At 66.5% G+C, this 19,122-nt stretch carries 14 protein-coding genes, 1 tRNA gene and 1 pseudogene; 8 read left to right on the top strand and 8 right to left on the bottom strand.

From position 1 onward, the window contains the following. The first annotated feature begins 22 nt into the window (after positions 1–22). The gene (locus tag EP7_RS19880) at positions 23–2,443 is read left to right on the top strand and encodes a DUF1549 domain-containing protein (protein ID WP_463523896.1); all 2,421 of its coding nucleotides are present in this window, start codon (positions 23–25) and stop codon (positions 2,441–2,443) included. Positions 2,444–2,551: 108 nt separating this feature from the next. Beyond that, positions 2,552–4,915 carry a c-type cytochrome domain-containing protein gene (locus EP7_RS19875; RefSeq protein WP_463523895.1) on the top strand — a complete coding sequence of 788 codons (2,364 nt, stop codon included), beginning with the start codon at positions 2,552–2,554 and terminating at the stop codon, positions 4,913–4,915. Between the two features lie 18 nt (positions 4,916–4,933). Here the strand turns inward: EP7_RS19875 and EP7_RS19870 are convergent, their stop codons facing one another. The 4 genes and pseudogenes from EP7_RS19870 to EP7_RS19855 form a co-directional block, all read right to left on the bottom strand. Further along, the gene (locus tag EP7_RS19870) at positions 4,934–8,002 is read right to left on the bottom strand and encodes a hypothetical protein (RefSeq protein ID WP_463523894.1); all 3,069 of its coding nucleotides are present in this window, start codon (positions 8,000–8,002) and stop codon (positions 4,934–4,936) included. Between the two features lie 124 nt (positions 8,003–8,126). After that, positions 8,127–8,435: pseudogene (locus tag EP7_RS19865) on the bottom strand (FKBP-type peptidyl-prolyl cis-trans isomerase); the annotation flags it as partial. A gap of 69 nt (positions 8,436–8,504) precedes the next feature. Beyond that, a complete protein-coding gene (locus EP7_RS19860) occupies positions 8,505–8,972 on the bottom strand; it encodes a c-type cytochrome (protein WP_463523893.1) in 468 nt (155 codons plus the stop codon). Positions 8,973–9,108: 136 nt separating this feature from the next. Beyond that, positions 9,109–9,181, bottom strand: a tRNA-Ala gene (locus tag EP7_RS19855). Positions 9,182–9,330: 149 nt separating this feature from the next. Between EP7_RS19855 and EP7_RS19850 the strand changes: the two genes are divergently transcribed. Continuing rightward, positions 9,331–10,659: a family 1 glycosylhydrolase gene (locus EP7_RS19850; protein ID WP_463523892.1), complete on the top strand. Its 1,329-nt coding sequence runs from the start codon at positions 9,331–9,333 to the stop codon at positions 10,657–10,659. A gap of 50 nt (positions 10,660–10,709) precedes the next feature. Further along, positions 10,710–11,633, top strand: a complete 924-nt coding sequence (locus EP7_RS19845) for a glycosylase (protein ID WP_463523890.1) — start codon at positions 10,710–10,712, stop codon at positions 11,631–11,633. An 85-nt stretch (positions 11,634–11,718) separates the two neighbouring features. Here the strand turns inward: EP7_RS19845 and EP7_RS19840 are convergent, their stop codons facing one another. From EP7_RS19840 to EP7_RS19825, 4 genes are all read right to left on the bottom strand, one after another. After that, the gene (locus EP7_RS19840; RefSeq protein ID WP_463523888.1) at positions 11,719–12,108 is read right to left on the bottom strand and encodes a hypothetical protein; all 390 of its coding nucleotides are present in this window, start codon (positions 12,106–12,108) and stop codon (positions 11,719–11,721) included. A gap of 285 nt (positions 12,109–12,393) precedes the next feature. Further along, complete coding sequence (locus EP7_RS19835; protein WP_463523886.1) at positions 12,394–13,188, bottom strand: sugar isomerase domain-containing protein; 795 nt, start codon at positions 13,186–13,188, stop codon at positions 12,394–12,396. Further along, positions 13,181–14,026, bottom strand: coding sequence for an SDR family NAD(P)-dependent oxidoreductase (locus EP7_RS19830; RefSeq protein ID WP_463523884.1), 846 nt, complete (start codon positions 14,024–14,026; stop codon positions 13,181–13,183). The genes EP7_RS19835 and EP7_RS19830 overlap by 8 nt, the downstream gene beginning before the upstream one ends. 60 nt (positions 14,027–14,086) lie before the next feature. Next, the gene (locus EP7_RS19825; protein WP_463523882.1) at positions 14,087–14,548 is read right to left on the bottom strand and encodes a RidA family protein; all 462 of its coding nucleotides are present in this window, start codon (positions 14,546–14,548) and stop codon (positions 14,087–14,089) included. Between the two features lie 248 nt (positions 14,549–14,796). Between EP7_RS19825 and EP7_RS19820 the strand changes: the two genes are divergently transcribed. From EP7_RS19820 to EP7_RS19805, 4 genes are all read left to right on the top strand, one after another. Next, positions 14,797–15,393 (top strand): LURP-one-related/scramblase family protein, encoded by a 597-nt coding sequence (locus EP7_RS19820; protein WP_463523880.1) that lies wholly within the window; start codon positions 14,797–14,799, stop codon positions 15,391–15,393. A 140-nt stretch (positions 15,394–15,533) separates the two neighbouring features. Then, entirely contained in the window at positions 15,534–16,994 is a 1,461-nt protein-coding gene (locus EP7_RS19815; protein ID WP_463523878.1) for an FAD-binding oxidoreductase, read from the top strand. 35 nt (positions 16,995–17,029) lie between these two features. Beyond that, positions 17,030–17,830, top strand: coding sequence for a hypothetical protein (locus EP7_RS19810; RefSeq protein WP_463523876.1), 801 nt, complete (start codon positions 17,030–17,032; stop codon positions 17,828–17,830). Next, on the top strand, positions 17,827–19,071 hold the full coding sequence (locus tag EP7_RS19805) for an FAD-binding oxidoreductase (protein ID WP_463523874.1): 1,245 nt from the start codon (positions 17,827–17,829) through the stop codon (positions 19,069–19,071). The genes EP7_RS19810 and EP7_RS19805 overlap by 4 nt, the downstream gene beginning before the upstream one ends. The last annotated feature ends 51 nt before the right edge of the window (positions 19,072–19,122 follow it).

Genomic DNA, 19,122 nt, shown 5'->3' with positions numbered 1-19,122 from the left:
TCGGCCCCCGAGGCTCAAGCCCATGCCTTTCGCCGCCTTCACCTTGACGCTTGCCGCGATGGCCTGGGCCGATCCCGCGGCCCCGGCTCCGGCCCGGATCGAGGTCTACCCGGCCGAGATCCACCTGAGCACCGCCCGAGACCGCCAGTCGATGGTCGTCCAGGCCACCTATCCCGACGGACTCACCCGCGACATCACCGCCGAGGCCGTCATCACCCCGGCCAACCCGGCGCTCCTCCGCCGCGACGGTTCGACCTTCCACCCGGCTGCCGACGGCGAGACCTCGCTGGCCGTGGTCTACGGCGGGCACGAGGTCAAGGTGCCGGTCAAGGTCGTCGAGGCCACGGCCACCCCGCCGCTCTCGTTCCGGCTCGACGTCATGCCCATCTTCATGCGGTCCGGTTGCAACACCGGCAGCTGCCACGGCGCCGCCCGCGGCAAGGACGGCTTCCGCCTCTCCCTCTTCGGCTTCGATCCCGACGGCGACCACTTCCGCCTGACCCGCGAGATGCCCGGCCGGCGGATCAACATGGCCGTCCCCGCCGACAGCACGGTCGTCGAGAAGTCCGTCGGCGCCGTGCCGCACACCGGCGGCAAGCGGTTTGAGCCGGACAGTGAGCTGAACGCCACGCTCCTCAACTGGATCACCGCGGGTTCCGCCAACGACGACGTGACCAAAGTGGCCAAGCCCATCGGCCTGGAGCTCTACCCGCGAGGCGGGGTGCTCGACGGCCAGGGGGCCACCCAGCAGATGACCGTCCGGGCCAAATACTCCGACGGCACCGACCGCGACGTGACCAAGCTCGCGGTCTTCCTGACCAACAACGAGACCTCCGCCGCCGTCACCCCCGACGGGCTCGTCACCGCCGGCCAGCGCGGCGAAGCCTTCGTCATGGCCCGCTATGAGACCTTCACCGTCGGCTCTCAGTTCGTCGTCCTGCCCAAGGGGCTCGACTTCAAGTATCCCGAAGAGCCCGAGGCCAACTTCGTTGATAGCCTTGTCGCGGCCAAGCTCAAGAAACTGAGGATCACCCCGTCGGGCCTCTGCGACGACCAGACGTTCGTGCGCAGGGTCTACCTCGACGTCGTCGGCCTGACCCCGACGGTTGAAGAGTTCGAGTCGTTCGTCGCCTCGACCGACCCGGAGAAGCGATCCAAGCTGGTCGACGAGCTGCTCGGCCGCAAGGAGTTCTCGGAGATCTGGGTCAACAAGTGGGCCGAGGCCCTGCAGGTCCGCAGCACGATCACGATCAGCTACAAGGCCATGTTCCTGTACTACAACTGGCTGGTCGAGAAGGTCTCCAAGGATATGCCGATGGACCAGATGGTCCGCGAGCTCCTGGGGGCCAGTGGCGGCACCTTCAAGAACCCGGCCACCAACTTCTTCCAGGCGACCAACGACACCCTGCTGCTCACCGAGAACGTGGCCCAGGTCTTCATGGGCATGCGCATCCAGTGCGCCCAGTGCCACAACCACCCGTTCGACCGCTGGACCCAGGACGACTACTACGGATTCGCCGCCTTCTTCTCGCAGATCGGCCGCAAGACCGGCGAGGACTACCGCGAGACGATCGTCTTCAACTCCGGCGGCGGCGAGATGAACCATCCCGTCGGCGGCCGCGTGATGCCGCCCAAGTTCCTCGGCGCCGAGGCCCCCGACACCGCCGGCAAGGATCGCCGGATTCTGCTCGCCGAATGGGTTGCCTCGTCCAAGAACCCCTGGTTCGCCACCTCGTTCGCCAACCGGGTCTGGGCCCACTTCTTCGGCGTCGGCATCGTCGAGCCGATCGACGATTTCCGCGTCTCCAACCCCGCGTCCAACCCCGAGCTGCTCGAGGAGCTGGGCAAGCGGTTCACCGACTCCAAATACAACCTCAAGTCGATGGTCCGCGAGATCTGCAACTCCCGGACGTATCAACGCTCGACCGCCCGCAACGCGACCAACGAGCTGGACGAGCGCAACTTCGCTCACGCCAATCTCAGGCGCATCAAGGCCGAGAACCTGCTCGACACGATCAGCGGCGTGACCGAGACGAAGGATAAGTTCCAGGGCCTCCCACTTGGTGCCCGCGCTGTGCAGCTCGCCGACGGCGGTAGTTCCACCTACTTCCTGACCACCTTCGGCCGGGCCACCCGCGAGACGGTCTGCTCGTGCGAGGTGAAGATGGAGCCCACGCTTTCGCAGGCCCTTCACCTGCTCAACGGCGACACCGTCAACGCCAAGATCAAGGCCGGCGGGGTCGTCGAGCGGCTGGTGAAGACCCGCAAGCTGCCCGAGGAACGGATCAGCGACCTCTATGAGCGGTGCCTGGCTCGCAAGCCGACCCGCGCCGAGATCGACAAGCTGATGCCCTCCTTCGGCGAGGGTTCTAACCAGACGCAGGCCCTGGAAGACGTCTTCTGGGCCCTGCTCAACAGCCGCGAGTTCCTGTTCAACCACTGATCGAAAGCCTGCCCGGCGCCGCATCTTGGCGCCGGGTTTCACCTATAGATGCATCGTCTCGCAGGCCGCCCCGCCCGCGTTGACCGGACCCGAAAGGCAGATCGCCCCATGTTTGCCAGACCGCTTCGCACCGGGATCGTGGCCCTCGCGGCCCTGGCCTGCCTGTCCGTCCGGGCCAACGCAGCGGACGCCAAGAAGAAGCTGGGCTTTGAGGACGTGGCCCAGATCTTCCGCCAGCGCTGCAACACCTGCCACAACGCAGACAAGCAGAAGGGCGGCCTGAACCTGGAGAATTTCGGCGGGACCATGCAGGGAGGCGGCTCGGGCAAGGTCGTCGAGCCGGGCGACTTCGCCGCGAGCACACTCTTCAGCGTCATCACCCACGCCGAAGAGCCGTTCATGCCTCCCAATGCGCCCAAGATCCCCGACGCCGAGATCGACGTCATCAAGGCCTGGATCGAGGCAGGCGCCCCCGAAACAGCCGGCGCGGTCGTCGCGATGAAGGCCAAGCCCAAGTTCGAGTTCAAGCTCGACCCCTCGGCCCTCGGCAAGCCGGTCGGCCCGCCGGCCATGCCCGAGAACCTCTCGACCGAGCCGGTGGTCGTCAGCGCCCGTGCGAATGCGATCCTCGCCCTCGCCGGCAGCCCCTGGGCTCCATTGGTTGCGGTCTCCGGCCACAAGCAAGTCCTGCTCTACCAGGCCGACACCTCCAGGCTCCTGGCCACGCTGCCGTTCCCCGAGGGGACCGTCAACGTCCTCAAGTTCAGCCGGAATGGGGCACTGCTCCTCGCCGGCGGAGGCCGAGGCGGCCAGTCGGGCATTGCCGTCGCCTGGGACGTGAAGACGGGCAAACGCGTCTTCGAGATCGGCAAGGACAAGGAATACGACGTCGTCCTGGCCGCCGACATCAGCGCCGACCACGGCCAGGTCGCCCTCGGCGGCCCCGGCAAGGTGCTTCGCGTCTATTCAACGGCAGACAACTCGCTCCAGTTCGAGATGAAGAAGCACACCGACTGGCTCACGGCCATTGAGTTCAGCCCCGACGGTGTGCTGCTCGCCAGTGGAGACCGAAGCAATGGCCTCGTCGTCTGGGAAAGCCAGACCGGCCGCGAGTTCTACGATCTGCGTGGCCATGCGACGGCCATCACCGAGGTCTCCTGGCGGCTCGATTCCAATGTCGTCGCTTCGTCCAGCGAGGACGGCACGGTCAAGCTCTGGGAGATGGACAACGGCACCGCGATCAAGTCGTGGGCCGCGAACGGTGGCGGGGTCGCTTCGGTCCGGTTCGCCAAGGACGGCCGGCTCGTCACCTCGGGCCGCGATCGGATCGCCCACCTCTGGGACCAGAACGGCGGGAAGCTGCGCGACTTCGAGGCCCAGAATGATCTCGGCCTGAAGGCCGTCTTTAACCACGACGACACCAAGATCATCGCCGGCGACTGGTCGGGCGAGGTCCGCGTCTGGGCCGCCGCCGACGGCCGCCGCCTGGCGAACCTCGTCGCCAATCCGGCCCCCGTCGCGGTTCGTCTCGATCTGGCACGCACGTCCATCCCGACGGCCACGGCCGCCGCCGATGCCGCCGCAAAAGAGCTAGCGGCACTCACCCAAGCGGCCGTCGACAAGCAGGCCGCGACCGCGCCTCTTCAGCAGGCTCACGATGCCGCGGCCCAGGCCGTCGCGGCCAAGAAGGCGGAGCTTGCCGCGGCCGAGAAAGCCGTCGTCGATCAGACGGCCGCCGAGACCGCCGCGACCACGGCGCTCACCGCGGCCCAGGCCGGTGAGGCGACCGTCGTGGCCGCCAAAACCGCTGCGGAGGCTGCCGTCACTGCGACCATCGCCTCGGAGAAAGCCGCCGCCGAGGGACTAGCCGCCACCAAGGTAGCCTTGACCAAGGCCCTGGCGGACAAGACTGCCGCCGACGCGGGACTCGTCGAGGCCGTTGCCGCAATGAACGACTCGAAGTCCAAAGCCGCAGCTGTTGCCGCACTCGCCGAGCTGTCCAAGAAGACGGGCCAGGCCGTCGGTCTGATCGCCGCGATCTCGTCCGCGGGCGAGGTCCAGATTGCCTCCCAGACCGCCCTGGAAACCGCCATCGCCGCCCGCGATGCGGCCCCCGCCGCACTCGCCGCGGCGACCGAGAAGGCCGGCCTCGCCGCCAAGGCGACGGCCGATGCCAAGGCGGTCGTCGATCAGGCGACCGCCGCGAAGGCCGTGCAGCAGAAGCTCGTCGCCGATCTCAAGGCTGCAACCGCCCCGCTCGAAGCGGCGTTGGCAGCCCGCAAGGCTGAGCTTGACCCCGTCGTGGCCGCGAAGGCTGCCGCCGATAAGGCGCTCGCCGACCGCAAACCTGCCCTCGATCAGGCCATCGCCCGCGTCGCACTCGTCAATGAGGAAGTCGAAGCCCTGACCGCCGAGATCCTACGTTCCGAAGCGGCTAAGGGGGCGACCGCGTCGGCGGCAAAGGCCGAGTAATTGACGGGCCTTGATCCATCAGGCCCGGGTCTGGCCAGCGTCGGGATGACGCAGCCGGATCGGGGCCTGACTCTCGGGGTCGGCCGCCGGATCGGGGAAGACGCGGGCCAGGTGACGGGCCAGGTCGATCGTCGTCGGGATGGGGAAGCTCGCCCCGTCCCTGGTTGCCGGCAGACGGGCCACGATCTCGCCGTCATCCACGGACAGCGGGATCGTCCTGGGATGGGCAACGATCGCCGTCGGCGGGATCGTTGAGCCGGCCGGATCGGTGCGGAACAGGAGCGACCAGGGGCGGCCGGGAAAGCCTCCTTTGCGCAGGGTATACGAGACGGTCACCTCGGGGTTTGGACCGGGGACGATCGTCCGTGCAGTCGGCTCCAATCCCGGCGAAACGAGCCGCTCGCCGTCCGACGACATCAGGCTGAAGACCGCAAGGTGCCAGGGGCCCGCGATCGCCGTCGGCAATGTCAGGGTCTGGTAGCCCTGCCGGCTATACTCACCCTCGGAAACCTGGAGCACCGTCGCCTCCCGGTCGTCCGGCCCGTCCGGTGCCGAGCCCGGCTTGCTGACGACCAGGCATTGCGATACCCGCGGGCTCCAGCGCCAGCGGAGATGAACCCGGCCAGCGCCTCCGACTCGTACGGCACGCAAGTCGGTCGGGTCCGGCACGCATGAATAAGGGGCCGACGCGCCAACGGTCCAGGTGCCGGCCCATGAGGTCAATGGCGTGTAATAGCAGACGCCCGCGGCCGGAGGGCTCGAATCGAACGTCGCATTTCCCCCCCTGTCTTCGAGCCAGTCCGCGGAAAGCGTCTTCAGCTGTTCCGGGACGAGGCGCTCGCCCGCCTCGAAATTCAGGGGCTTTTCTGACCTGACGATCCGCACCGACCCTCGCTCCGGCTGGTGCCAGTCGATGCGGACCCGGCCATCGGGCTCGCGGGCCAGCTTCGGCGCATCGAGCCCACCAATCGGCGGGTGCGGGCTCGCCGCCAGCGAAGTTGCGCGAGACAGGACCACAGCTCCTGCCTGCCCGCGATACTCGGCGAACACGGCGTAATGATAGACCTGATCGTTGGATAGTCCGGCGTCGCGGGCGGACTCACGCAGGGAGTCCACGACCAACCCGTCCTCTGGCCCGTTTGGCGCCGCACCGGTCTTGCGGATCAGCCTGGCACCCAGGGCTTTCGCCGGAAGGGACCAGGTCAGGACGATTTCCCCGTCGCGACCTTCGCTGATGAAATTTCCAGGTTCACCCAGCACGAGCAACGGACCGGTCTGAGCCGAGGTCAACGACCGGACGCCGTCGCGCACACTGTGCACCGAGTAGGCGACCGAATCTCCGGGCGTCGCGCCCGGGTCGTCGCAGAAGGTCGCGTCGGTCTCGGCAACCAGTTCGGCCGGGGCCGAAAAATTCGTCGAGCCTGCGCGCATCCGCATGACCCGGAACCGCGGCGGGCCCAGGCCATCGTCTGCGGGTGGTTTCCAGCGGAGCCGGAGTAGGTCGCCGTCGGACTCGATCGTCAAACCGGTCGGTGGGTCGGGCGGGCTGCGGAGCAGACCGTCGCGGGCCTCGGCCAGATCCGAGACGAGCGTCAGGGCCTGGCGGTAGAGGGCCCGCGCGGCGTTCGGTTCGGACGATTCGAGGCGCCTTGCCCGCGCCGTCAGGGTGCCTGCCTCGTGGAGGGCCTTGGTCAGTTCGGCCCAGGCCGCTTGCAACTCGGCGGTCTCAGGGTCGACCAGCTTGGCCCATTGCGAGACCACCTCGCGGGCAGCCACAAACTGACGAGCCGCGCGGGTCGTCTTCCAGGCGAGGGCCACCTTGGCCAGGTCGGCCCGGCGATGCTTGATCTTCTCGATCCCCTTGCGTGCCCCGACATGACCGGGGGCCAACTCCTGCACCCGGCGCAGGGATTCGAGCGCGGAGTCATCGTCGCGCACCTTGAACGCCTGCTGAGCCGCTTCGAAGGTCTGGACCAGGATTTCTCGACGCTCCAGGGGAAAACCGCATGAGCAACGGGGCTCGTCTGGCCAGCGCGAACGCTGGCAGACCGGGCAGCTCCAGCGGAGTTCGATGGCGCAGTGGCGGCATGGGGCCTGCTGATCGGGCCTGCGGATGAACAGGGTATGGTCGTTCAGGCCGCCACAGGAACGGCAGCGAAGCCAGCGTGTCGCGGTTGGCGGTTCAAGGAGGAGCGACGGAGCATCGCGGGCGACTCCGAGTGTCTTGCAGACCCGCAGGATCAGGCGATCGGCACGCACGGGCGCGATACCGCGTGCCGAGGCTTCGTCGACCAGGATCTGCCGCGTCCCGGGATCGAGCCGTTCGTTGCCTTCCAGGGCGAATGCGATTAACTCCGACAGCTCCTCCTCGGCCTCAACGGCGAGCGTGCGGTCATAGCGCGACCTTGCGGCCGGAGACCCGAGGTGGGACTGGGCATAGGAGATCACTTCCAGCCAGGCGGTCTTCTCGGCGGTTACCTGCGACTTCCGCATCCAGCGCCCGCGTTCTTCCTCGGCACGAGCGACGATCGCGTCGCCGGCCGCATCGCGGGGGACGCCCAGGGCGTCATAAAGATGACGCAGCCCGAGATGGGTCAGGCCGACGCGGATCTGCCGGCGAGTTGCCGGGTCGAGGGCGTCGACGGGGGCCTCGGGCGTGTCGATCTCCGGCGGTGGCTCGGCTTTGAGGGGAAAGGGCTCGGCGAGCTTGTCGAGGTCTTCGGCGTTCAGGCCGAGCGAGGCCGCCCGGTCCCGCAGCAAGGCTCGATCGGAGACCGTCAAGCCTCCCTTCGCGGCCCTGACCACCACGAGCTTCTGGAGAACGTCGAGTTTGCGAGTGCGTTCGGCCTGGCGGACGGCCGCGATCTGGAGGTCGTAGGAGGCGCGGTTCGACGGATCGCCGAGCAGGGCGTGGCGGATTGCGGGGATCTGGTCGAGGTACGACTGGAAGGCGTGCTTGGTCTTGGGGTTGCGGGTGCCCGAGGACCAGAGGGGCTGCTGGCGAGAGAGGGCTGCCTCGATCTCCGAGCGGTCGGCATTCGGGGCGACGCCCAGCATCGCATAGTAGTCGGGGACCATGTCTGCCACCGGGGCCGCCTGGCGTTACACGGGCCGCTCACCCGCCTTGCCATTGTCCGCCACCCCGGGCCGTGCGTCCAGTCGAAGGGACCGGACGCGACGAACCGCGGGGTGAAGTCGCGACCGACCAGGCTCAGTTGACCTTGAGCAGCTCGACGTCAAAGATCAAGGTGGCGCCGGGGGGGATGGCCGCACCGGCTCCGCGTGAGCCGTAACCTTCCTCGGCGGGGATCGTCAGCTTGCGCTGGCCGCCGACCTTCATGCCTGCGACGCCGTGGTCCCAGCCCTGGATGACCCGTCCCTGGCCGAGCGGGAACGAGAAGGGCTGGCCGCGGTCACGCGAACTGTCGAACTTGGTACCGTTCTCGAGCACGCCGGTGTAATGCACCGTGACGTTGTCGCCGGGCTTGGCCTCGGCTCCGGTGCCCGCTTTCAAATCGAGGATCTGCGTCTTGAAGGTCGCCATCGATGTTGGCTCCGTTTGGGGTAATCCGGGTGATCTAAGGCCATTTCAGGGCTTGCGGACGCCGCGTTCTCGCAGCGACACGGGGATGGGACGCCCTGCGAGATGGTAAACGTATGCAGTGACAGCGCCGACACGTTCGGAGCCAATCGTGCTCAGCCAGGCCGGCATCATCGTGTTGGGCGTTCCCTTGGCGATCACGCCGGAGACGTCCTCGGGACGATCGCCGTGCTTCCAGCGCCCCGACGCCAGGTTGCCGACCGGCGGACCGGTCAAGGTTTTAGCGAGCGGCCCATCACCCCGGCCTTCGGCGCCGTGGCAGCTCACGCAACGATCAAGGAACACTTCACGCCCTTGCAAGAGCAAGGGGTCGGAAGCAAGGGCCGCCGGCGGCGGAGTCGCGGCCGGCCGCATGGTGAGGAACACCGTCGCGGCGATCGCGACGAGGCCGATCATGGCGAAGCCGACGGCCTTCGAGGAACCATCCGACTTCGTGACTGTGCCTTCGTCCGTCACTCGCTAAAGCTCGCTCAGGACCGCCTGGCCGTGACCTTCGTCAATCGGCGGTTCGTTTCGGAAGGCCCGAGTCGGTTTTGCCCGATCCAATCAAGGCGAGGACCAGGGACGGGCCGAAAATGCAGCCGGCCGGAAGTGGAGCGGAAGGGGATCGAACCCTCAACCTTCGCATTGCGAACGCGACGCTCTCCCAATTGAGCTACCGCCCCATCGACTTCGAGAAATCTTAGCCACCCCGGCTTGCCGATGCAAGGTCACAGGCAAAGCGTTCCAGCCTAGAGTGACCCGGCGAGGTCAGATGTGCGGGTCTCAGGGCTCCTGACGATCGAATGACTCTCCGTCTACCCGAGGCGACTCCGTGGCACGCTTCATGTTCGCCGTAGGAATTGAGGGGAGCTACCCCGTCATCAGCGATGGCCATGGCGGGACAATCCGTCGCGACTTATTCGAGTCGACCGGGCACTACCAACGCTGGCGGGAAGACCTGGACCTGGCGCGGGGCCTGGGCCTGACCCATGTCCGTTGGGGCCCGCCCATTCATCGGACATGGCTGGGGCCGGGGCATTACGACTGGTCGTTCACCGACGAGGTCCTCGCCAGGATGCACGAGATCGGGCTCGAGCCGATCCTCGATCTCTGCCATTTCGGCATGCCTGATTGGCTGGGGAATAGCTTCCAGAATTCCGAATTCCCCCGCTACTTCGCCGAGTATGCCAAGGATTTCGCGTTCCGCTACCGCAGGGTTCGCATGTACACTCCGGTGAATGAGATCTACATCGCCGCTCGCTTCAGCGCCGAGCTGGGATGGTGGAATGAGCGGATGGTCAGCCGAGGCGTGGAGAGCAAAGACTCCGAGGATCGGCCTCTGGGAGGCATCTGGGAGGCCGGGCCGGGGGCCGAGATTCCGTTCGTCACGGCGGTTAAACACCTCTGCATGGCGAGCATCCTGTCCATGGAGGCGATCCTCTCGGTGAACTACCGCGCCATCTTCATCCAGAGCGAGAGCACCGAGTATTACCACTCGATTTCGCCGAACGTCGAAGCCCGCGCCTCATTTCTCAATGAGAGGCGATTCCTTCCCCTCGACCTGACGTACGGCCGCCACGTCGAGGCGCCCATCTATCAATATCTGAACGACAATGGAATGAGTCGGGGCGAATACGACGAGTTCATGCGGCGGGGCCCTGCGCTCCGCGGCCGATGCATCCTGGGGACCGATTATTACTCGACCAACGAGCAGTTTGTCCACGCCGACGGCCACACGGCGCCCGTCGGCGGCGAGGTGTATGGCTATTACGTGGTGATGACCGATTACGAGCGGCGATATCACCTTCCCGTAATGCACACCGAGACGAACTTTCCCCACCCAGACGGGGCCAGCGAATGGCTCTGGAAGCAGGCGGCCAACGTCAGGCGATTGCGCGAAGATCAAATCCCCATCGTCGGCTTCACCTGGTATGGGCTCGTCGACATGGTGGACTGGGACGTGGCCCTGCGCGAGGTACGGGGCACTGTTAACCCGGTCGGCCTTTTCGACCTCGACCGCCGCGAGCGGCCCGCCTGCCAGGCCTTCCGCGAGCTGGTCCGCGATTTCGGCCACATCGTGGCGTTCGACTCGGCCCTCGCCTGGCTGGATCGTATCGACGAGCTGGACAGGGAGGATGGGCGGGCACTGGCGGGGCGTTAGAATGAACGAACGGCCGCATCAACCGGACCCAGAACCCACGAGACTCGCCGATGATCCGATCCCGACCCCTCGCCCGGACCCTGGCCGCATTCCTTCTCGTCGGCTCGATCGGCCAGGCTGCGATCGCCCAGGTCATCCCATTTCCTAGAGACTTCGTCTCCTGGACCCCTCGAACGCAGGGGGCTGTCTTCAAAGGGACGGGCGCCTCGACCTGGGACAACAAGATCCGGGAACGCGGATTCATCCTGGTCGAGGATGGGACCTATCACCTCTGGTATACGGGCTACAACGACTCGCTTTCCCCCACCCGCATGCTCGGCCACGCGACCTCGCCGGACGGGCTGACCTGGACCCGCGACCCGGCTAATCCGCTGCTCACGTCCCTCTGGGTCGAGGACGTCTGCGTCGTCAAGCAGGACGGGACTTATTACATGTTTGCCGAGGGGAAGGGGGACATCGCCCATCTCCTCACCTCCACCGATCGTATCCACTGGACCGAGCAAGGGCCGCTTAAGGTCCTGCGCAAGGATGGGACGCCCATCACGGCCGGCCCTTACGGAACGCCGACGATCTGGGTCGAGGGGGGCGTCTGGTATCTTTTTTACGAGCGAGGCGACCGCGGCGTCTGGCTGGCAACGTCGAAGGACCGCAAGACCTGGGTCAACGTCCAGGACGAGCCGGTGCTGGCGATGGGCCCCGAGGCCTATGACCTGCATGCCGTTGCCATGAACCAGATCATCAAGCGAGACGGCTTCTATTACACGTTCTATCACGCCAACGCGACCTTGCCCTGGCGAGATTGGACCTCGAATGTCGCCCGCTCGAGGGACCTGATTCACTGGGAGAAATACGCCGGCAATCCGATCGCGGCGAACAACTCGTCGAGCCCGATCCTGGTCGAATCGGGCGGGAAATCGAGGCTCTACACGATGCATCCCGAGATCCGGGCCTATGAGCCGGCCGCCTCGAAATGACTTTCCTCGGTCGCCTTCGAAGCGAGAAACCCCGGGGCCGGCGATCCGGCTCCCGGGGTCATGTGGGGCATTCCATCCTGACGCGTTACCAACCATAGCCCGGCTGGCCGATGCTCAGGCCGAAGGAGAAGCCGGGCTGCTGATAGACGGGGTAGCCGTAGGGCCGATACGGAACCGGGTAGCCGTAACCGGTCGGGACGTAGGGGCGATAGACCGGATAGCCGGGCCCATAGCCGCCGCCGTAACCGGGGCGATAACCGCCGCCGTAGCCACCTCGATATCCGCCGCCGTAGCCCGGGCAGCCGCAGCGGGAGTGATGCTGGTGATGACCGCCGTTGTAGCCGCCGCCGTGGTGTCCGTGTCCGTTGCCCTGGCCACGACCGCCATCAGCCTTGGCCTCGGCCCCGCCCATCGCCACCATGCCGCCGAGGGCCAGAAGGGTTCCCAACGCGATTGTCTTGATGCTAGTCTTCATCGTTTGCTCCCTGGGATCCTTGACCCGCATCGAAAGTCGCCGATCATCGTCGCCTTGCCGAGCGTTCCGACTCTCGTCTCCGTTCGACCCGTGAGGAACTAAAGCAGGGCTGATGCCATCGCTGAAAATTGCAATTGTTTATTCAAAGATATTTACTTCAAAGTGTTGCCAATCAACGACTTGCGAACCTGAATCGAATTGCAATTGTCTAGAGATGGCCAGGTCCGTCACGGGCCAGAATCCTGGCCTGGCCGTGAGAAGGCTGGCTCGGTGGGATCTCTCTCCTCACCTGGAGAGGACGCCAACCCTTCGCCGATAGTCGTCGTATGTGGCTTCGAAAATGGCGGCGGCCTGCGTCGGGCCGACGTGGCAGGAGGCCGTCAGGACGTGAGGCGGGGCGCCCAGGTCGACGAGTCGGCGGGCAACATCGGCCTTGAGAAGGTTGATGATCGCGCAGCCTGAGATACTCGAGACGGGGGCAACGGGCGAGGCGAGCCCGTCGATCCAGACGACGGCATCGCCGGGCGGGGCCTTCTGGTCGAGGACCAGGTCGGCGACTTCATGGAGCTTGCAGCCGGATTCGTGCCGCGAAGTCGACACCCCGGCATGGGCGAGCGAGGTCAGGGCGACGACGAACATCCCCAGTCGCTTCGCTTCCAGGGCGACGTCGATTGTGACGGCGTTGCAGCCGCTGGTCGAGATGGCGAGGAGGCAGTCGTCGGGGCTGGTGATGAAGTTGCGCCAGAGAACGGGACCGAAGCCCTGGACGTTCTCCAGGAACATCGCCTGACGCTGGCCGTTGGCCCCGACGACCTGATTGTGGAAGGTCATCGACAGCTCGACGATTGGGTGGAAACCCGGGAAAGAGCCGTAGCGGGGGAACATTTCCTCGACGGCCATCCGCGAGTGGCCCGTGCCGAAGAGGTGAACCAGACGGCCCCCGGCGATCGTCCGGGCGAAGCGTTCCGAAGCGAGGCGAATGGGGTCGAGCTGTGTGGCCTCGATGGCGTCGAGGATCGCCCGGACCTCTTGGAGGTACTGGGTCAGGACATCTTCGCCACGCCTCTCCGGCTCAGCCATTCGCCCGCCTGCCTTCCGAGATGCACCAACCGCCGTCGACCGGCAAGATTGTGCCGGTGACGAACCGCGAGGCGGGCTCGCAGAGATAGAGAGCCGCCTCGGCGCAGTCGTCCACGGTACCCGGCCCATCGGCAATCGGCTGCTTGGTCCGCAGATAGTCGCGGATCACCGGGTCATTGATGGCTCTCGAGGCCATGGGAGTGTCGATCAATGCCGGTGCGATCATATTGAATCGGATACGCTCTGGCGCATATTTGGCCGCGGCGCAGATGGTCATCGCCTGGATGGCCCCCTTGCTCGCGGCGTAGGCGTAGGTGCTGAAGAGGTCGGGCGATGGCGACCAGGAGAGGACCGAGCCCATATTCAGGATCGTCCCGCGAAGGCCCGACTCGTCGATCGACTGCTTGCTCATCTGCCTGACGGCGGCCCGGTTCGTGAGGAAAACCCCACGGGTGTTAGTCCCGAGCACCACGTCCCAACCTTCGGCCGAGCACTCGTGCAACGGGCCGTCGCCGAACCGGCGGCCACTGACGCCGGCGACATGGAAGAGGACATCGAGGCGGCCGGAGAGGCGTTCGAGCGTCTCGCCGAAGATCGCCTCGACCCGTGGCTCGTCGTTGACGTCGGCGGCCAGTCCAAAGACCTCGCATCTTTGGCCGCTCGACTTACCCTCGTCGACAAGCCAGGCGGCGGCCGCCTCGGCCGAGGCGCGCGAGCGCCCGACCACGACGACGCGTGCGCCTTCTTCGACGAATCGCCGGGCCGTGGCCAGGCCGATCCCGCTCGTCCCACCGACCACCAGGCACCCGAGCCCCTGAAGGCGTCCTGCCCGAGACAATGCCTTGTCCTCCGAGTCCAAGCCGCGACACACCGAATCGTCCGAGGCCGCCCCGATCGATCAGTCAGCCAGTTCGAAGATCGCCTCGATCTCGACGGCGATCCCACCGGGCAGCGAGCCCATTCCCACGGCGCTGCGGGCGCCCTTGCCGGCGTCACCAAAGACCTCGACCATGAGGTCGGAGAAGCCGTTGATCACCTTAGGATGGTCGGCGAAGTCGGGCAGGGCGTTGACCATACCCAGGACCTTCACGAGGCGTTTGATCTTATCGAGCGAACCGAGGTGCGACTGGAGCGTGGCCAGGATCGCCAGGCCGGTTTGCCGCGCGGCGGCCTGCCCGGCCGCGACGTCGAGGTCGTCGCCAAGCTTTCCCTGGTGAAGCGAGCCGTCGGGACGCAGCGGGCCGTGGCCGGAGACGTAGACAAACTTGCCGGTCGTCACCGCGGGCAAATACGTCGCCACCGGCTTGGGCGCGGGGGGAAGCTCCAGATTCAGCTCGGCGATACGCGCTTCAGCACCCATGGTCGACGTCTCGCTCCCCGAGAAAAACAGGTGGGCCGGAAATCTGAGGTTCCGGGCAAACGGCCAAGGCTAACCGGCTCGACTCCTCAACGCAACAATCCAAAGGCCCCCCCGTCGGCTCGCCTCCCCGATCTTTCCCAACGATTTCGGGCGATGGCCGCGAGACACGGACGGCTCCGACGAATATCATGTCGCCCGCATGCCGGCTCCGCGCCCCGGACCCCTTTTCGGCAGGAAAGACCCCGACGATGACGACCACGCCCGAGCTTTATCAGGTCGACCAGTTCCAGGCGAGGCGGAAGATCTTCACCTTGCTCGGGGCCCAGTTCCATCTCAGGGCCTTCGACGGCACTCTCCTGGCCTACTCGCGGCAGAAGGCATTCAGGCTGAAGGAAGATATTCGGGTCTTCGCCGACGAGGCCCAATCGCATGAGCTCCTGCGAATCAAGTCCGACCGCATCATCGACTTCAGCGCCAGCTATCATGTCTACGACGCCCAGACCAACGAGTGCTTCGGGTCGCTCAGGCGAAAAGGCTGGAGTTCCTTGTTCCGGGATAAGTGGGAGATCCTCGATGCCGATGGGGTCGTCCGCGGCCGGGTCACCGAGGACAGCGGCTGGAAGGCATTCTTCCGCCGGTTCAACGAGATGCTCGCGCTACTCATGCCCCAGACCTTCCACATCGAGGTCGACGGCCGCAACGTGGCCACCGTCGCGGGGCGTTTCAACTGGTTCACGCAATCCTTCGACGTCGAGCTTTCCCAAGACGCGGACTCGATCATGCCGCGTCCCTTGACGATTGCCATGGTCATCCTGCTCCTGGCGGTCGAGGGAAAGCAGGCCTGACGATCCTGCGGGCCGGGCTCGGTTCTCGGGGCGATGCCGGCGTGGCGGCGGGCCGGGGCGGATGTTAATCTAGGATCAATGATCGCGTCGCGGGCCCGTCGGGCCGCGGCTTCACGCGGGACCGAAGGGGTCGCCCCACGATGGCCGTCGCCGAGACTCCGACTCTCCCCAGAGCGCTCATCGACGAGCTCACCGTCGCCGTCGGCAAGGACGGCTTGATCTGTCACGAGAGCGAGCTGCTCGTCTACGAGTGCGACGGCTACGTGATCGAGAAGAGCATCCCCGACGTCGTCGTCTTCCCGACCACGACCCAGCAGGTGGTCGAGGTCGTCAAGGCCTGCAATCGCCACAACATCCCGTTCGTCCCCAGAGGCGCCGGCACCAGCCTGGCGGGGGGCACGCTTGCCATCGGCGGCGGTGTGATGATCTGCATGACCCGGATGAAGAAGATCCTCGAGATCAACGCCCGCGACCGATATGCCGTGGTCGAACCCGGTGTCGTCAACGTCTGGCTGACCCGCGCCCTGGCCGGCACCGGCCTGCACTTCGCCCCCGACCCTTCGAGCCAGGGCGCCTGCACCATCGGCGGCAACGTGGCGACCAATTCCGGCGGGCCCCACACCCTGAAATATGGGGTGACGGTCAATCACATTCGGGCCGTCGAACTAGTCTTGCCTGACGGCGAGGTTGTCGAGATCGGCGGCCTGGCCGAAGACAGCCCGGGGTATGACCTGATCGGCCTGGTGGTCGGCAGCGAGGGAACCTTCGGGATCGTCACCAGGATCACGGTGAACCTGGTACGCGACCCCGAGGCAGGCCGGACCTTGCTTGCCGTCTTCGACAGCGTGGCCGACGCCACCGAGACCGTGAGCCAGATCGTCGCGGCGGGCATCGTGCCGGCGGCCCTGGAAATGCTCGACCAGCTCATGATCGGAGCCGTCGAGAAGGCGTTTCACTTCGGGTTCCCGACCGAGGCAGGCGCCGTCTTGATCATCGAGGTCGACGGCCTCGACGCCGGCATGGACCGCGAGGCGCAGGCGATCTCCTCCATCGTCAGCGGCGGCAAGGGGTCGATCAGCCGGTCGATCGCCTGGTACACCCGCAAAGAGCCGGAATACATCGCCATCTGGAAGAGTCGCAAGTCGGCCTTCGGCGCCATCGGCCGGCTTACGCCCGCGTTCTGCACCCAGGACGGGGTCGTCCCGCGGACCAAGCTGCCCGACATTCTGGAGTTTATGAACCAGGTCAGCCGGCGCCACGACATCCGGATTGCCAACGTCTTTCATGCAGGCGACGGCAACATCCATCCGATCTTGATGTTCGACGATCGCGACCCCGATCAGGTCCGGCGGGCGCTCGAAGCGAGCCACGAGATCCTCGACGAGTGCATCAACCTCGGCGGCAGCGTGACGGGCGAGCATGGGATTGGGGTCGAGAAGATCTCGTTCATGAGCAAGCTCTTCACGCCGATCGATCTCGAGGTGATGACCAAGATTCGCAACGCGTTCAACCCCGACGGGCGTTGCAGCCCCGATAAGGTCATTCCCGGGGGCGCCGGGTGCATCGAGCGCAGCCATCCGGGCCACCGAGCCTCGGCCTGACCCACGCGACCGAACGACGTACGGAGGCCGCCCCGTTGGCCAAGCGACCGATGTATTCCCGCTGGAAGCGCCTGCCGGGCCTGTATCGGACCGGCGACGAGCACCTGCCAGATCCGCACGCCGAGCCCCTTCGCCTGACACTCTATCTGCCCGGGACCCTCATCGACTGGGCCCAGGAGCAGGCGAGACGCGCCGGCGCCGGTTCCGTTCAGGACTACTGCACGAGCCTGCTTCGGCGCGCGATCGAGGCCGCCCAGGAGCGGCAGATGGTCGAGGAGTCGGAGGCGAGGCGAGGGACCCTGGAAGGTCTCACCGCAATCTCCGAGGATCCCGAATACCTGGCCGAGCTGTCCGCCGAGATGCAGCCAACTGCGGCGGTGGGCGAAGCCTTCTCGCCGATCCGCCTGCTCCAGGATCCCGCGAACCCCGCCGAGGTTCGACCGATGAGCTTCGTCCTCAGCCCCGCCGCCCAGGCCCTCCGCCGCCACGCCGGCCTCGACGACGCCGAGGACCCGATGGCGTTCCTGCCGTCGCTCCGTCGGGGAGAGGCCGTTCCGCTCACCTCAGTGACCGAGTTGGAAGCGGCCCTGGCCGAGGTCGAGGTGCAACTTCGAGACACGCCCGCCATCGACCGCCGCGTGGCCCACGCCCTTTACCGTCTCGCCTTTGAAAGCCAGATTCTGCACACCGACGCCTGGCCGGGCGTCTTCGATGAATGGACCCTTGCCACCATCCGCGCGGTGCAGGAGGCGGCCGATCGCATCCTCTCAGGCGTGGATCATCATGACCTGCCCGGCGAGGCTTCCCCGACCACGCCCCCGGAGAGATTCCTTTGATCTGGCCCGAATCGCCGGCCGCCGGCCCTCTCGGCGATAGCCGCCTCGCCATCGCCCACGAACGCCCCGAGTCCGTCGAAGCCCTCAGCCAGTTTGTGGGACGACACGCCGCCGACGGAACGGCCATCTACCCGCAAGGGGGCCGCACGTCGCTCGACTATGGCGGCCTCCCGAGTCGCCCGGGCGTGATCATCGACACGACGGGCTTGAACCGGGTCATCGACTACCCCCACGCCGACATGACGATCACCGTCGAGGCCGGCCTGACCCTTTCCGCAATCGCCGGCGTGCTCGACGAGCACGGCCAGCGGCTGAACGTCGACGCGCCGCAAGGCGACCGCGCGACGATCGGCGGCATCTTCGCCTGCAACGCCACCGGGCCCAAACGCCTGGGCTGGGGCCGGCCCCGAGACCAGATCATCGGCATCAGCTACGTGAGCGCCGCGGGCGAGCCGGTCAAGGGTGGAGGGCGCGTCGTCAAGAACGTCGCCGGTTATGATCTGCCCAAGCTCCTGACGGGCTCGATGGGGACGCTCGGCATCATCAGCCAGCTGACTCTGAAGGTGAGGCCCAAGCCCGAGGCCTGCGCCCTCGCCTGGCGGCCCATCGACGATCCCGCGGAGATCGAGCGGCGGCTTGCCTCCTTGAACATGTCGGGCACTCGACCGGTCGCGCTCGAGCTGCTCAATCGCGCGGCCGCCCGGCGGGTTGGCGGACCTGTTGGGCTGCCGGAAGCGGCATGGGTTCTCGTCGTGGGCTTCGAGGATAACAAGGCTTCTGTCGACTGGCAGGTCGACCGGCTTCAGTCGGAGCTGGACGGGTGCTTGTCCGTACTCCGCGATCAGGAGTCGGCGCCGCTCTGGTCGGCGCTGGCCGAGTTCCCGGCCGCCGAGCCGGGCCCGCTCTCGTTCCTCGCCAACGTCGTCCCTTCGGCAGTCGCCGGACTCGCAGGCTCGCTCGACCCCGAAGCCTGGGAGCTAGGCGCCCACGCGGGCTCGGGCATCCTCCGGGGTCATGCCCTTGGCGACATCGAGCGTGCCGACGCCGCAATCCCGGCCCTCAGGGCCGAGGCCGCACGAGGGAAGGGGAGCGTGGTGCTGACCCGCTGCCCGGCCGACCGCAAGGAGGCCCTCAAGGTCTGGGGCGATCCCAGGCCCGACTGGCACCTCACCGAACGAATCAAGAAGGCGCTCGACCCCGCCGGGATCATGAACCCCGGGCGATTCCTCGGTACAATTTAGGAACGCCCGGTCGATCCCGCCGCCGCGAGCCGAGCCGACTCCTCCTCTCCT

This window comes from Isosphaeraceae bacterium EP7, from assembly GCA_038400315.1.
GTDB lineage: Bacteria > Planctomycetota > Planctomycetia > Isosphaerales > Isosphaeraceae > EP7.
The sequence above is the reverse complement of the archived record's forward strand: the minus strand, read 5'-3'. Positions and strand labels throughout refer to the sequence as shown.